At 62.3% G+C, this 14518-nt stretch carries 13 protein-coding genes; 10 read left to right on the forward strand and 3 right to left on the reverse strand.

Going from position 1 to position 14518, the window contains the following annotated elements; genetic code table 11:
- The first annotated feature begins 7 nt into the window (after nt 1-7).
- Both ACP7DE_RS12845 and ACP7DE_RS12850 read left to right on the forward strand, forming a co-directional pair.
- Nucleotides 8-1711, forward strand: a complete 1704-nt coding sequence (locus ACP7DE_RS12845; protein WP_426072449.1) for a histidine kinase — start codon at nt 8-10, stop codon at nt 1709-1711.
- Nucleotides 1708-2397, forward strand: a complete 690-nt coding sequence (locus tag ACP7DE_RS12850) for a LytR/AlgR family response regulator transcription factor (RefSeq protein ID WP_426072450.1) — start codon at nt 1708-1710, stop codon at nt 2395-2397. Before ACP7DE_RS12845 ends, ACP7DE_RS12850 begins: the two co-directional genes overlap by 4 nt.
- 9 nt (nt 2398-2406) lie before the next feature.
- On the opposite strand, the gene ACP7DE_RS12855 is transcribed toward ACP7DE_RS12850, so the two are convergent.
- Together ACP7DE_RS12855 and ACP7DE_RS12860 are read right to left on the reverse strand one after the other, a co-directional pair.
- Nucleotides 2407-3279 carry a zinc-dependent peptidase gene (locus tag ACP7DE_RS12855; protein WP_426072451.1) on the reverse strand — a complete coding sequence of 291 codons (873 nt, stop codon included), beginning with the start codon at nt 3277-3279 and terminating at the stop codon, nt 2407-2409.
- Nucleotides 3280-3568: 289 nt separating this feature from the next.
- Nucleotides 3569-4069, reverse strand: coding sequence for a winged helix-turn-helix domain-containing protein (locus ACP7DE_RS12860; RefSeq protein ID WP_226938940.1), 501 nt, complete (start codon nt 4067-4069; stop codon nt 3569-3571).
- Between the two features lie 490 nt (nt 4070-4559).
- Here ACP7DE_RS12860 and ACP7DE_RS12865 point away from each other — a divergent pair, with 490 nt between their 5' ends.
- The 8 genes from ACP7DE_RS12865 (at nt 4560) to ACP7DE_RS12900 (ending at nt 12371) form a co-directional block, all read left to right on the forward strand.
- Nucleotides 4560-4796, forward strand: coding sequence for a hypothetical protein (locus ACP7DE_RS12865; RefSeq protein WP_426072452.1), 237 nt, complete (start codon nt 4560-4562; stop codon nt 4794-4796).
- Nucleotides 4797-5204: 408 nt separating this feature from the next.
- Nucleotides 5205-6206: an ABC transporter substrate-binding protein gene (locus ACP7DE_RS12870; protein ID WP_426072453.1), complete on the forward strand. Its 1002-nt coding sequence runs from the start codon at nt 5205-5207 to the stop codon at nt 6204-6206.
- Between the two features lie 30 nt (nt 6207-6236).
- On the forward strand, nt 6237-7058 hold the full coding sequence (locus ACP7DE_RS12875; RefSeq protein ID WP_426072454.1) for an ABC transporter permease: 822 nt from the start codon (nt 6237-6239) through the stop codon (nt 7056-7058).
- 11 nt (nt 7059-7069) lie between these two features.
- A complete protein-coding gene (locus ACP7DE_RS12880; protein ID WP_426072455.1) occupies nt 7070-7861 on the forward strand; it encodes an ABC transporter ATP-binding protein in 792 nt (263 codons plus the stop codon).
- A 73-nt stretch (nt 7862-7934) separates the two neighbouring features.
- Nucleotides 7935-9830, forward strand: a complete 1896-nt coding sequence (locus ACP7DE_RS12885; RefSeq protein ID WP_426072456.1) for a sensor histidine kinase — start codon at nt 7935-7937, stop codon at nt 9828-9830.
- Nucleotides 9830-11176 (forward strand): sigma-54-dependent transcriptional regulator, encoded by a 1347-nt coding sequence (locus ACP7DE_RS12890; RefSeq protein WP_426072457.1) that lies wholly within the window; start codon nt 9830-9832, stop codon nt 11174-11176. The genes ACP7DE_RS12885 and ACP7DE_RS12890 overlap by 1 nt, the downstream gene beginning before the upstream one ends.
- 106 nt (nt 11177-11282) lie before the next feature.
- Nucleotides 11283-11600 carry a hypothetical protein gene (locus tag ACP7DE_RS12895; RefSeq protein ID WP_426072458.1) on the forward strand — a complete coding sequence of 106 codons (318 nt, stop codon included), beginning with the start codon at nt 11283-11285 and terminating at the stop codon, nt 11598-11600.
- Nucleotides 11601-11681: 81 nt separating this feature from the next.
- Entirely contained in the window at nt 11682-12371 is a 690-nt protein-coding gene (locus ACP7DE_RS12900; RefSeq protein ID WP_426072459.1) for a hypothetical protein, read from the forward strand.
- Nucleotides 12372-12425: 54 nt separating this feature from the next.
- On the opposite strand, the gene pbpC is transcribed toward ACP7DE_RS12900, so the two are convergent.
- Entirely contained in the window at nt 12426-14513 is a 2088-nt protein-coding gene (gene pbpC / locus ACP7DE_RS12905; protein ID WP_426072558.1) for a penicillin-binding protein 1C, read from the reverse strand.
- Between the last annotated feature and the right edge of the window lie 5 nt (nt 14514-14518).

A 14518-nucleotide genomic window follows, 5' to 3' on the forward strand; every position in this document is an offset into this window, starting at 1 on the left:
CGCTACAATGCCCGCCATGCCCTCCTTCTTCCTGCCTTCCTTCTTCCTGCCTTCCTTCTTCCGCTCCCTGCTCCTGTGCTGCCTAGTCTTGCCCAGTTTTGCTGGCGCCATGGATCGCCTGCCGCTGGACGAGGGCTGGCGCGCCTGCGGCACAGCATCCGCCGCGCCCGCCGCCACGCTGCACCAGTTACTCAAGCCAGGCCAGCTGCTGTGCGTGGAACGCGAGCTGTCCTTGGCCGCCACGCCGCCATCGACGCAACTGCTGGTACTGTCGGCGCTGGCCGCCAGCGAGCTCTGGCTGGACGGCAACTTGATCGGCAGCAATGGCCAACCGGCCCGGCAAGCCAGCGGGGAACGCGCGGGCGACATCGATTTCGGCATCCACCTGACGCCACAGCAATTGACCATGGGCACGCACCATTTGCGCCTGCTGCTGTCGACGCAGCAGGTGCCGGCGCACCTGGCGTCGCCATTTTATGCGCTGTACCTGATCGACCGGCAAGACTACCGCGTGGCGCTGGCCTGGTACCGGCTGCCGCCGCTGCTGCTGGCCGGGGCGCTGGGCGCTGTCGCCGTGCTCTTCCTCGCCTTGACGGTGCTGTACCAGCGGCAGCGGCACTGGGCCATGTTTGCCGCGCTGTGCCTGGTGGCGGCGCTGCTGCTGGTGGTGGAAATCTGGCGCAGTGTAACCGGCTATGCCTACCCCTTGCATTTGCCGCGCCTGTACGCCGTCTGCGCCCTCACCTGGCTTTTTTCCGCCTTGCTGCCCCTGTATTTTTATACGGCATACCGGCTACCGCGCTGGCCGCTGGCGGCGGCGGTGCTGCTGGCGTGCATCGCGCTGGCCGGCGCGCTGCACACGCATTTCGACGCACGCTGCTGGCTGATGTTTTTGACGGGCCTGGCGGCGAGCTTGGCGCTCAATCTGGGCGCCCTGTGGCGCCGCCTGCCGGGCAGCCGTGGCGGCACGCTGATCGCGCTGGCTTCGTGCGCCCTGTTCCTGCTGACGGGCAGCCAGTTTGCCGAAGGCGGCTTCGCCCTCGTCGTGTGCTTTTTGCTGCTGCCCCTGTGCGCACAATTGCTGGCGCAGCTGCTGCGTGTACGCAGCAAGGCGGCGCGTGCCCAGCAGCTGGAAAACCAGCTCTTGCGCAAAAGCATGCAACCGCATTTCCTGATGAATTCCCTGAGCCTGATCAGCGAACTCAACGCGCAATCGCCGCAGGCGGCCGAAAACTTCATCGAAGCGCTGGGCGCCGAGTTGCGCATGCTCAACGAGTTTGCGCAGCAGCCCAGCATTGCCCTGACGCAAGAACTGGCCCTGTGTCAGAATTACCTGAGCATCATGGGCACGCGGCTGCAACAACCGTGCCGCCTGCAGCTCGATGGCGAGGCGGCGGGCATCACCGTGCCGCCCGCCCTGTTGCTGACGGCGCTGGAAAACGCATTCAGCCATAACCGCTACCGCCAGGGTGCGGCCTTTATCCTGCGCATCGTAAAAGATGCGCAAACACACGTGCTCACCCTGGTCTTGCCCGAAGGCGTAGCGCGCCCGCACGCGGGCAGCGGCGTGGGCGAACAGTACATCCGCGCCAGCCTGCAGGCCGTGTTTGGCGATCATGCCCGCTATGCCAGCGAATATGCCAGCGAACATGCCAGCGAACAACAGCCAGCGGGCTGGCGCCTCACCTTTACCTTGCCGGCGGCGCCATGAATGTGTTGATACTGGAAGATGAACCGCTGATCGCGCAAGGCCTGGCGCGCGAGGTGCGCGCACATTTCGGCGCACGCCTGGCGGCGCTGGCGCTGCATGACAATGTGGAACAGGCGCTGGCCGCGCTGCGGCAGCATGACTATGATTTGCTGCTGCTGGACTTGCACCTGCACGGCGCGGACGGCTACGACTTGCTGCGCCAGGCCGGCAACGCCCCGTTCCAGACCATCATCGTCTCGGCGCACGCGGAACGCTCGATCACGGCCTTCGAGTTTGGCGTGCTCGACTTCGTCGCCAAGCCCTTCAGCCGCGAACGCCTGCACAAGGCGCTGCAACGCTATACCGGGCGGCACACGGAAACCGCCTCGCTGGCCGTCAAGAGACGGGGGGCGCTGGAATGGATCGCCATGGCAGAGATCGATCATGTGCAAGCCGACGGTCATTACAGCAACATCGTGCTGCGCAGCGGCGAACAGTGCTTTCACGACTTGGCTATCGACAAGCTCATGGCCCTGCTGCCGCCCCACTTCCTGCGCGTGCACCGCTCCTACATCGTCAACAGCCTGGGCTTCAAGCGGCTGCAGATCGGTGCGGGCGGCAAATACGCGCTCGACACGCAGACCAGCACGGGCATACCCGTCTCGCGCAGCAGCTATCCCGCGCTGAAACAGCGATTGCTGGGCTGAAGTCTCCGCTTACCAGTGCTGGGCAAAGTTGGGGAGTGGCGAGGCCATGTGTTCCGGCTCCACAGGCGGCGCCATCCAGTCGCGCGGGTCGACCTTGTAATACTGCAAGAATTGCGCATACAGTTCTGCATGGTGCTCGGCCATCTGGTACGGCTTTTCAAAGAAGGTTTCCGTGGCCACGGCAAAGAATTCGGCGGGATTTGTGGCGCCGTAATGGTCCATCACGCTTTGCTGCTGAACCATGGCGTCGTGGCGTAGGTTGTCGAAGTCGCGCGACAGCACCGTGGCCCAGCTGCGGTAGCTCGACACGCTGGGCAAATACGGCGCGCCATTCGCGGCGCCCGATTCACTGTCAAGCTGATGGGCGAATTCATGCAGCACCACATTGTGGCCATCGGTCCAGTCAGCCGCACCGCGCTGCACGTGGTCCCAAGCGAGCACTACGCGGCCATCGCCCCAGGATTCACCCAGCAAGCCGTTGGCCGATGGCGTGACCACGCCGCCCGGCCCCACTTCATTGCGCGTGACGATGAATTCCGTGGGATACACGAGGATAGTGTCGAGCTCCGGATACACTTGGGTCTGGCGATTCAGCAGCAGCAAACAGGCTTGGCCGGCGATGGTGTAGCGCATCTCGTCCGTGATCTCCAGGCCGCCACAGCCGACGAATTTCTTCTGGTACAGGAATTGCACGACGAGATGGCGCAATTGTTCCTGCAGCGGGGCCGGCATGCGCGCATACACGGGAATATTCTTTTCCAGCACGGCCAAGCCTTCGGGCGGCAAGGGCTTGGCCAGGGCACGCTTCAAACGCCAGCGGGGGAACCACAGCGAAAAAACGATGGCGGCCGTGACGAAGGCGATCCACAGCAGCGGGTTCATGCAACGGCCCACTTCAGAACAACGGGGGCAATCGGGCAAACGGAGACGGTGTAGGCGAACAAGGACAAGCTCCTTCGAATGAACCCGCATCGGGAAGGGCGGGCAGTCCAGCCCACATGGGGATGCTTGCAGTCTTTTCAATCAGACTAGCTCAAAGAGCCGTGTGCAACGCCAAAAGCCGGGGTGTCACCCGGCTTTCAACATGCATCTAAGAATCACTATCACCAGCCACTATCACCAGCATTACGCCCGCGCCCGCCAATCACCACGCGGCCCGCAAGGCACAGACTTACTCAGCGGTCTTTTGCTGAGGAGCACCAAACAAGGCAGCCACCAACGGATCGCGCGTTACGGGACCGCGGTTGACGCGGATGGCGTAATGCGTGTCATCGGCCAAGATGTGGAAGTGGCGGCCGCTGCCTGCCATGCTTTGCTCGCGCAGGCCGGGACGGTCCTTGCGTGGTGGCGCGCCTTCGCGTTTCGGCTGAACGATGGCTGCTAGGAAAGCGCGCACGCGCTCAGGATCTGGCGTCAACTGGTACACTGCCTTGCCCAGGTAAGTGGCGGTGCCTTCGATGTAGCGTGCCAGTTCGATCACGCCCGCTTCGCGCAAGTCGCGGATGTATTTACGGGCGCCCGATGGCGAAAACTTGAGGAACCAGGCGATTTCATCGGCCAGCATCTCGTGCAGCGACAATTCGCCGATCAGTTTTTGCATGTTTTCGATGCGGCGCAGGGTGGCCGACGTCGAACGCACGCGCTCGATCGGTGCCATGGAAATGGGATTCATCCGCTCCGGTGGGATAGGTGCTGCGCGTTCTACCATTTGCGAGCCTTTTTCGGGGCTACGAAGTTCCTGGTGCGCTGCCTTTAATTCGCTCTTCACGTGAGACTGAGTCATTGCATGCATTTGAATACTCCTTTTAAACGATTGCCGGTAGCCCGGATTGTTAAGTTCTTGGCAATTTTTATACCAGAACACCACAAATCCTGAGCGTCTGGGCACAGAATGCCATCCTGCTCCTAGCTGGTCTGTGCGTTAACGAACATTAGGAACAAGAAAGTGAAAAATATTGCCCTACTGCATTCTTTCTCTCGGGGCATCTAAAAATGGCATCTGAAAAACGCTCCGCCCCCACTCTGGCCCCCATTCATGGCGCAAAGTGAAATAGCGAACAGAAGCAGAAGCTCCATTGCAATAAATTCAAGCTTCGCACGCGGCGCCCGCCGCCCCGCCCCCCGCCCGATCGCGCTACTTCGACTCTTGCAAAGGAAACCTCATGAAAATGCCTGCCCTGTTGGCCGCCACCTTGCTCGTCACCCTGTCCGCCTGTAAGAAACCCGCCGAAGCGCCGCTGCCCGAAACGGCACCGCCCCCCCCGTCCGCCCCACAAGTGATGGCTGCTCCCGTCACGCCTGCCATGCCGGAAACGGGTCCGGGCCACGTGACGCTGCCTGCGCCGCTGACCGATCCCGCCACCGCCCCCGCTTTGCCGCCCGCCACGGCGCCGAAGTAAAGCCAACAGACAAGGCCGCCGGACGGCGATCAATCAGGCGTCCACGCGGCGCCATCCCTACTCCACGGGGGAGTTACGCGTTGCCAGCCTGTTCGCAACGCGTTTTTTTACGATTGGAGTCGGTCACGCCATGAAGGTTCAACGGCAGGCGCAGCGCCAGCCAGCATCGAACCGACCCGCCGGCAATCTGGCAATCCGCACAGCCTTTCCCCTCGCCGTGCGGAAAGACGGAATATCGATATTTCCCTTTTTCAATAGATTCAAATTAAACCTTTATAAACAATCACTTGCAATAAACGCCAAAGTGCGCTCCACTGGCACGGAAGATGCTTTTATATTTTCATAACCGCCGTCAGAGCGGCAGCCCGACCCACTATATAAAACCATCTACTTTTTGGAGACAACAGCATGGCAAGCACCTTCCGTATCTCGTCCTTCCTGAACACCAAGGCTCTGGTCGTGGCCGTCGCACTGGCCGCGCAATTCCCGCTGGCCGTCCACGCCGCCGACCTGGTCCGCCTGGGTAACCTGAAATTCGCCCATTACGGCGCCGTCGCCTATATGAAGGAAATCGCGCCGAAGTACGACTTGAAAATCGAAGAACGCATCTTCGCCAAGGGCCTCGACATCGTGCCGGCCATGATCGCCGGTGAAATCGACGTCTCCGCCAGTGCGCTGGAAGCGGCCATCACGGGCCGTGCCACGGGCTTACCCGTGTACCTGGTGGGCGGCTTCGCCAAGGGCGGTGTGCAGATCGTCGGACGTCCCGACCTGAACATCAAGGGCATTGCCGACCTGAAGGGCAAGAAAGTCGGCGTCACGCGCGGTGGCCCGCAGGAAATCCTGCTGTTTGCCGAACTCACCAAGGCCAAGCTGACCTGGTCCGACAAACCGGGCAAGGACGTGCAGATCTTGTACATGGGCTACCCGGACTTGAATCAGGCGCTGCTGACCAAGGATATCGACGTCATGAGCCAGTCCGAGCCCTACTCGACCCAGGCGATCCACAAGAAATACGGCGCGGCCATCGTCAAGCCGTATGACACACCGCTGGGCGAGCCCGTGCGCGCTCTCGTGATGACGGAAAAAATGTACAAGGAAAAGCCGGCCGTGGCACAGCGTTTCATGGATTGCTTCGTCGCCGCCACGCGCGCCTTCCTGGCCGACCCGAAACTGGCCGAAAAATATGTGCGCGAATCGATGTTCAAGAACCAGATCACGTCTGAGGATTACCGCGATGCCATCGACAACGCCATCTTCACGGAAGACATCTCCCAGAGCCACGTGCAGCTGACCACCGACTACATGGTGAAATTCGGCGTGGGACGCATGGCAAAACCGCCTGCCGCCAAGGATTGGGTCAAGCTCGACCTGCTGGAAAAAGCCAAGAAATCCTATGTCCCACGCTAACCACGACCACGCCAATCGGAAAGTATCACGATGAATATACAAATGATGAAACGCTTCGTGCACGGTGCCATCGTGCCCGTGGCCGTGCTGCTGTTCTGGCAAGCGCTGTCCACGTTTGGCTGGATCAATCCGCAAATCCTGCCGTCGCCCGTCGCCGTGCTGGTGAAGTGGTATGAATACCTGATCCCCATGCAAGCGTACACGCCGGAAGCGGGCAACTACCTGGTGTGGATGTTCTCCGGCGAACTGCCGCATGACGCCTGGGCCAGCCTGTCGCGCGTGCTGGGCGGCTTCGCCATCGGCGCCGGCCTGGCCTTGCCGCTGGGCCTGCTGATGGGCACCAACAAGACCATCTATAAACTGTTTGACCCGCTGGTGCAGGTGCTGCGCCCGATTCCACCGATCGCCTACATCCCGCTGGCGATTTTATGGTTCGGCCTGGGCAATCCGCCCGCCTTCTTCCTGATCAGCATTGGTTCTTTCTTCCCCGTGCTGATGAATACCATCGCCGGCGTGCGCCAGGTCGACGGCATCTATATTCGCGCCGCGCGCAACCTGGGCGCCAGCCAGATGACGATGTTCCGCCGCGTCATCCTGCCGGCGGCCACGCCCTACATCCTGGCCGGCGCGCGCATCGGCATGGGCACGGCCTTCATCGTCGTGATCGTGGCGGAAATGATCGCCGTCAACAGCGGCCTCGGTTTCCGCATCCTGGAAGCGCGCGAGTATTTCTGGTCTGACAAGATTATCGCCGGCATGTTTACCATCGGCCTGTTCGGCCTGGCCATCGATATGGCAATGAATGCCCTGAATAATCATTTGCTGCAGTGGCACCGCGGCCTGGAACACTGAGAGGAACGGCCATGACCACGATCAATATCAATGCAGTCAATAAAATCTTCACGACGGGCGGCGCCGACGTCATCGCCCTGAAGGATATCAACCTGGAAATCGCCAGCGGCGAGTTCATCTGCCTGCTGGGGCCGTCCGGCTGCGGCAAGTCGACCCTGCTCAATGCCCTCGCCGGCTTTTCGCAGCCGACTTCCGGCCAAATCCTGGCCGGTGGCAAGCTGATCACCGAACCCGGTCCCGACCGCGGCATGGTGTTCCAGGAATACGCGCTGTTCCCATGGATGAGCATCGAGAGCAATATCGCTTTCGGCCTGGAAATCGCCGGCAAGACGCCGGCCGAAATCAAGGAACGGGTCGACATGCTGCTGAGCATGCTGGGCTTGACGGAATTCCGTGCCCGCTACCCGAAAGACTTGTCGGGCGGCATGCGCCAGCGCGTAGCGATCGCCCGCGTGCTGGCCCTCGATTCGCCCATCATGCTGATGGATGAACCGTTCGGCGCACTGGATGCCTTGACGCGGCGCAACCTGCAAGATGAATTGCTGAAAATCTGGAAAGTCTTCGGCACCACCATCGTGTTTGTCACGCACTCGATCGAGGAATCGATCTACCTGGCCGACCGCACCATCGTCATGACCTACCGTCCCGGCACCATCAAGCGCGACGTGGCAATCGACCTGCCCCGCCCGCGCGACCCGAGCGACCCCGAGTTCAACCGCCTCAAACGTATGCTGGGCGAGATGGTGATGGAAGAGCAGCAAAGGCACCACAACGCCGAAACCATGGCAAGTACGGCAGACTGATAGTATGTCTGATTAGTTAGCACCGGGGCAGTACCGTCTGGTCTGCCCCCATCAACCCGACACACGGAGCACCATGGCATTCGGCAAATGGACCCTGAGACCGGCGCTCGGCCCCCTGCTGGCCGTGGCTACGCTGGTCTTGCTGACATGGGCCTCGTATGCCTGGGTACAGCAGCGCCAGCTCGATGAATTGCACCGCACCCTCGATTCGCGCGCGGAACTGTACGCGGCCTCCATCGGCGGCGCCCTCAATAAATACGAATTCCTGCCCCTGGCCGTGGCCCAGAGCGATGCTGTGGCGCAACTGCTGGAGCAGCCCAGCGCCGACAAAGTCGCGCAGATCAACGCCTACCTGGTCGACATGAACCGCCGCGCGGGCGCCTTTGCCGTGTATGTGCTCGACGACAAGGGCACGACCCTGGCGTCCAGCAACTGGCGAGACCGCAGTTCCTACGTGGGCGTCAACTACGGTTTCCGGCCCTACTTCAAGGATGCGTTCGCGGGCGGCATAGGCCGCTTCTACGGCATCGGCTTCTCCACCTTCGAGGCTGGCTATTTCATTTCGCAGCCCGTGCTACGCGACGGACGCGTCATCGGCATCGTCGCCGCCAAGGTCAACCTGGACTGGATCGAGCAATCGTGGCGCACACCGGGCGCAGGCGAGCAGATCTGGGTCAAGGATGCGAATGGCGTGATCATCCTGGCCACGACGCCCGCCTTCAAGTTCAAGACCCTGGCGCCGCTGTCGCCGGCCGCCAAGCACGATATCAGCGAGCAGCGCCAGTTCCTGCAGGAAAACCTGCCCATCCTGCCGCACAAGGTGCAGCGCCAGTTCGCCGATGGCGCCAGCGTGATGACCCTGGAGCGCCCGCAGGCTGGCGACACGCCGGCCCTGTCCGGCAGCGCCGACAAGGTGAACTATCTGGCCGTGAACCGCGCGCTGGGTCCGCTGCAATGGCAAATCACGGTGCTGGCCGAACTCGACCAGGTCAACGAGGCGGCGCGCAACGCAGCCATCGCCGCCGCGCTGGGCTGGGCCTTGCTGCTGCTGGGCCTGATGTATGCGCGCCAGCGCCGGCGCCGCATCGCCGACAAGCTCAATGCGCAACAGACGCTGGCGCGCGCCTATGAACAGCTGGAAATCAAGGTCGAGCAGCGCACGGCCGACCTGGTGCATGCGAATGGCCGCCTGCAGGCGGAAGTGGCCGAACGCGAGCGGGCCGAGCAGACCCTGCGCTATGCCCAGGCGGAACTGGTGCAAAGCGGCAAACTGGCGGCCATTGGCCAGATGGCGGCCGGCGTCACGCACGAACTGAACCAGCCGCTGGCCGCCCTGCAAACTTTTTCCGATAATGCCAAAGTCTTTTTGGCGCGGGGCCGCATCGACGATGCGCTGGACAATCTGTCGACCATTTCCGACCTCGTCAAGCGCCTCGGCTATGTCACATCGCAATTGAAAGGCTTTGCGCGGCGCGGCGACGATGCCCGCAAACCCGTCAGCGTGCGCCAGGCGTTTGCGCAAACCATGCTGCAAATCCGCACGCGCAAGCATTCGCAGCGCCTGACCCTGCATGAAAGCTGGCTTGAGGACGATATCATCGTACTGTGCAACGCCATCGGCCTGGAACAGGTGTTTACCAACTTGATCACCAACGCCATGGATGCCGTGCCGGAAAGCGAGCCCGTGCATATATGGTTCCAGGTGCGCCGCGAAGGCAAGCTCGCCGTGCTGCATATCACCGATAATGGCCCCGGCATCCCGCTGGCCTCGCTCGACAAGATTTTCGACCCCTTCTATACCACCAAGGAGCACGGACTGGGCTTGGGATTATCGATCAGCGCAGGCATACTGCGCGCGGCCGACAGCGCACTGGCGGTGCGCAACCGTAGCGCGCAGGAAGGGGGCGGCGCGCAATTTACCATCACCCTGAGCTGCGACCCGGGGGAGAGAGACGAAGGAAACATCTGATGCACGAGAATAATTTTGAAGGCATGCAAGTGCTGCTGGTGGAAGACGATGCCGTGGTGCGCAAGGGCGCCCGGCAATCGCTGGAACTGGCGGGCTTGCAAGTGACGGCCGTCGCCACGGCCGAGGAAGCACTGCCCTACCTGGTGCCCGAATTTGCGGGCATTTTATTGAGCGATATCAAGCTGCCCGGCATGGATGGCTTGAAACTGCTCGATATCGCCGTGGCGCAGGATGCCAGCCTGCCCGTCATCCTCGTCACGGGCCATGGCGACGTGTCGATGGCCGTGGGCGCCATGCGCCGTGGCGCTTACGACTTCATCGAAAAACCGTTTTCCGCCGACTTGCTGGTGGAAGTGTGCCGCCGCGCGCTCGATAAACGCCACCTGGTGCTGGAAAACATGAACTTGCGCCGCCAGCTCGAACAGCGGGTCGGCATCGAGGCGCGCATCGTGGGCCGCAGCGCGGCCATGGCCAAGGTGCGCCAGCTGGTGCTGAACCTGGCACCAAAATCGGCCGACATCATCATCCTCGGCGAAACGGGGACTGGAAAAGAACTGATTGCGCGCTGCCTGCACGACTTCAGCGAGCGCCGCGACCACCCTTTCGTGGCGATCAACTGCGGCGCCCTGCCCGAATCGATTTTCGAGTCGGAACTGTTCGGCCACGAGGAAGGGGCATTTACGGGCGCGCAGCGCCAGCGCATCGGCAAGATCGAGTACGCCAACGGCGGCACCCTGTTTCTGGACGAAATCGAAAGCATGCCGCTGGCCCTGCAAGTCAAGCTGTTGCGCGTGCTGCAGGAACGGCAAGTCGAGCGGCTCGGTTCCAATAAATTGATTTCCGTCAATTTCCGCGTGATTGCCGCCGCCAAGGAAGATTTGAATGTACTGGCGGAACAGGGCAAGTTCCGGCCCGACCTGTATTACCGCCTGAACGTGGCCAGCCTGACCCTGCCGGCGCTGCGCAACCGGCGCGAGGATATCCCCCTGCTGTTCGAATTTTTCGTGCTGCAGGCAGCGCTGCGCTATGGCCAGCCGGCGGCCCTCGTCAGCGGTGACCTGATCGCATCCCTGATGGCGCAGCGCTGGGCCGGCAATGTGCGCGAGCTGCACAATGTCGCCGACCGCTTCGTGCTGGGCTTGCTCGACGACACGCTCAGCCCGGCCGGTTGCCGCGAAGCCTCATTGGCCGAACAGGTGGACACGTTCGAAATTTCCATCATCGAAGAAGCCTTGCGCCGCCACAACGGCAATGTCATCGATGCAGCTGCTGCCTTGAATATCCCGAAGAAAACCCTGTACGACAAGCTCAAGCGATTTGATATCTCGACGGAACAATTCCGTTGATCTGAAGCAAATGGCCGACACAACCATGGGGCGGCGTCCTACCCGTGCGGCCAGTCTCCTGTGTGACAATACCGGCTCACATCAACACTTTGCACAGGATACTGCCATGAAAACCGCCGCTCTCTTGCTGGCCGCCACCCTGATGACCGTGGGCGGCGCCTGGGTACAAGCCCAGTCGACGACGAATGTCAATCAGACAGGCAACCACACCAACAATCCGAATGATCCGGGCCAGAAATCGGACCAGTCCGACAAACTCGACAACAAAGGCAAGCTGGTTCACGACGCCACGCCCGACAAAACGCGCACGGACAAGCGCAGCCGCCGCGGCAAGCCCGTGGTCACACCGGACACACCGGACACCCCGGCAGCCAGCGGACCAGCCACCTCGCCGCCAGCGACACCGGCAGCACCGGCCCGCTAAGCATTGCTTCCAGCGCTGCGCTGCGCCACATTGCTCCAAGGCACGCTATCATCGCGCCTTTACAAGATAGCTAGGATGACAATGAAAGCAGCATGGTGCGGGATGGTGGCGATGGTAACGGCAGGCGTATTGGCGGCCGCGGGTGCACAAGCCGCGCCCACGGTGGGCGAGTGCATGGAGCTGACGGCAGGCATCAAGTTCAGCAAGAACAATGGCGATGCGCAAGTCAATGTCGAGGAAAACTTCGAGGGCAAGAAACAAAAGGGCACACAGCTGATCCTTGACGGCGGCGTGCTGCTGGCCACGTCCTACCAGGACATCCACGATGGCCAGGTATTCCTGACGGGTGCGATCCATTACAATGAAGATGGCAGCGTGCGCAGCAAGAACGTCTACACGCCACAGTCCGCCATCCCCGCCAACATGCGCCCCGGTCACGAAGTGCGCGTGCAATTCTCGGACACGCAAACGAGCACCCACTACCCACTGGCTGGCCTGTCCGACAAAATCACCACTTCCACGCGTACTGACAAACGCGATGTCTCGATCACCTTCCTGGGCTGGGAACGCCTGGAACTGGGCGGGCGCCGCTTCCCCGACGCCTGCAAGTTCGAGCTGCACGACGTCGGTGAAAAAAGCAAAGGCAAAAGCGGCGAATACGTGTGGTACGCGCAAGGTTACGGCGTGATCATGACGGACAAGCTGGACCGGAATGGCGACGTGCAGCCGGCGTATCGCATTGCGCTGACGAATATCCTCAGCGCGCCGTAAATACTTTTTGACAATACTGCGCTAGAAGCTGGCCAAGGGCACGAATCACTCCGCCTAATTCAGCTGCGCCAGCGCATTCCCCCGCACCTGGAACACCACCCTTGCCACCGTCTTGCCGGCTTCGTCGACGAGGGCCAGCGCATGCTTGCCCGGCACCGGGCGCCAGCTGATGCTCTCCGTTGCCGCGCCCATGTCCTTGCCGTCGAGCACCCAGCGCAAGCCATGACTGCCTTGCGCCTGGAAGAACACGCGCTGCAGGGCTGGCGGGATGTCGGGGTCGATGGCGAGGATGCTGTCCTCTGCCGGGTACACGATGGCGGGCGGCTTCACGGTATCGCCCAATACGGCGATCACGGGGCTTTCCGTGCCGGCGATAAACCATTCGCGGCGCGGCGCTTCCAGCGCGGGCTGGTACGCCACCATCTGCTGCAATACGCCGGGCGGCGCTTTCGGGGCGTGGCTGGGCACGTTCTTGTGCAGGTAATCCATCACGTCGCGCCATACGGGCGCGGCGCCCGTCACGCCAGAAACATCCCACATGGGCTTGCCGTCGAAGTTGCCCACCCAGACGCCCACCGTATAGCGCTCCGAGTAGCCCATGCACCAGTTGTCGCGCATGTCCTTGCTGGTGCCCGTCTTGACGGCGCTCCAGAAATTGGTCCCCAACTCGTTGCGCAAGCCAAAGGTCATGCTGCGCGCGGCACGGTCGGCCAGGATATCGCCGACGATAAAGGCGGCGCCCGGCTCCATCACGCGGCGTCTATCCTTGCCGGCCTGCCCCGGCTGCAGGCCGGCGGTGCTGTACAGCCCGCCATTGGCCAGCGCGCGGTAGGCGTTGGCCAGTTCCAGCAAGGTCACTTCCGACGAGCCCAGCGCCAGCGAGGGGCCGTAGTATTCGGCCGGTTCCGTCAGGCTGGACAGACCCACTTCCTTGAGGCGGTTATAAAAGCCGTCCTGCCCCGTCAGCAACACCGTGCGCACAGCGGGAATGTTGAGTGAACTGGCCAGGCTGGTGCGCGCGCTGACGTAACCTTTGAAATTGCGGTCGTAGTTTTGCGGCGCATACATGCCCGACGCCGTGGCGACGTCCAGCGGCGAGTCGTCCATGACGGAGGCGGCCGTCATCAAACGGCGTTCGATGGCCAATTCATACAGGAATGGTTTCAAGGTGGAACCGGCCTGGCGCAGGGCAGCCACGCCATCGACATGGCTGCCGCCCGCATTGCCGACATAGGCGAGAATGTCGCCGCTGCGGTTGTCCAGCACGATGATGGCGCCATCGTTGACATTGCGCTCGCGCAAGGAGGCCAGTTGCTGGCGCAGGTTTTCCTGTGCGAAGCGCTGCAGGGGGCCATCGAGGGTGCTACGCACGGAACTGCCCGATTGCTTGAGCAACTGCTGCGCCACCTGCGGCGCCGGCGCGAGGTCGGCGTACAGGGCCGTGCGCTGCAAGGCCGTCTGCACGCGCTGGCCGATCAGCTGGCAACTGCTGTCCATGCGCCACTCTTTCGCCAGCGCGCACGCGCGCCGCGTGACGGTGGCCTGCGGCGCATTCGGTGCGCGCACGAGGCTGGCCAAAATGATGCCGTCCGTCTGATTCAGGCCGGACGGCGCCTTGCCGAACAGGCTGTACGAGGCGGAGGCGATGCCTTGCAGCTCGCCACGGAACGATACCAGGTTCAAGTACGCCTCGAAAATCTGCGCCTTGCTCCAGCTGTCTTCGATGGCTTGGGCGGCACGCATCTGGTCCCATTTCTGGCGCAGGCTGCGTCCGCCCGAGGACGCCTGCAAGTCCGCATCGAGCTGGCCCGCCAGCTGCATGGTGATGGTCGAGGCGCCGCGGGGCTTTTTCGAAAACAGATTGTCCCAGGCGGCCGTGGCCAGCGCGGACACATCCACGCCGCCATGACGCATGAAGCGCTGGTCTTCCGCCAGCAGCACGGCTTGCTGCACGGCGGGAGAAACATCAGCCAGCGGCACCCACGGCAAGCGCCGCACTTTCATGTCCACGCGCAAGGATTGCAGGGGTGCGCCGCTGCGGTCGAGCAATTGCGCTTCCGAGCTGCGGTAGGCAGTTTGCACCTGGGCCGGCGTCAGCACCGCTTGCGCCAGCGCAAAGTTGCACGCTAGCGCGCCACACATGGCGG

The organism is Janthinobacterium sp. DSP2-3-3 (genome assembly GCF_049897325.1).
GTDB lineage: Bacteria > Pseudomonadota > Gammaproteobacteria > Burkholderiales > Burkholderiaceae_D > Janthinobacterium.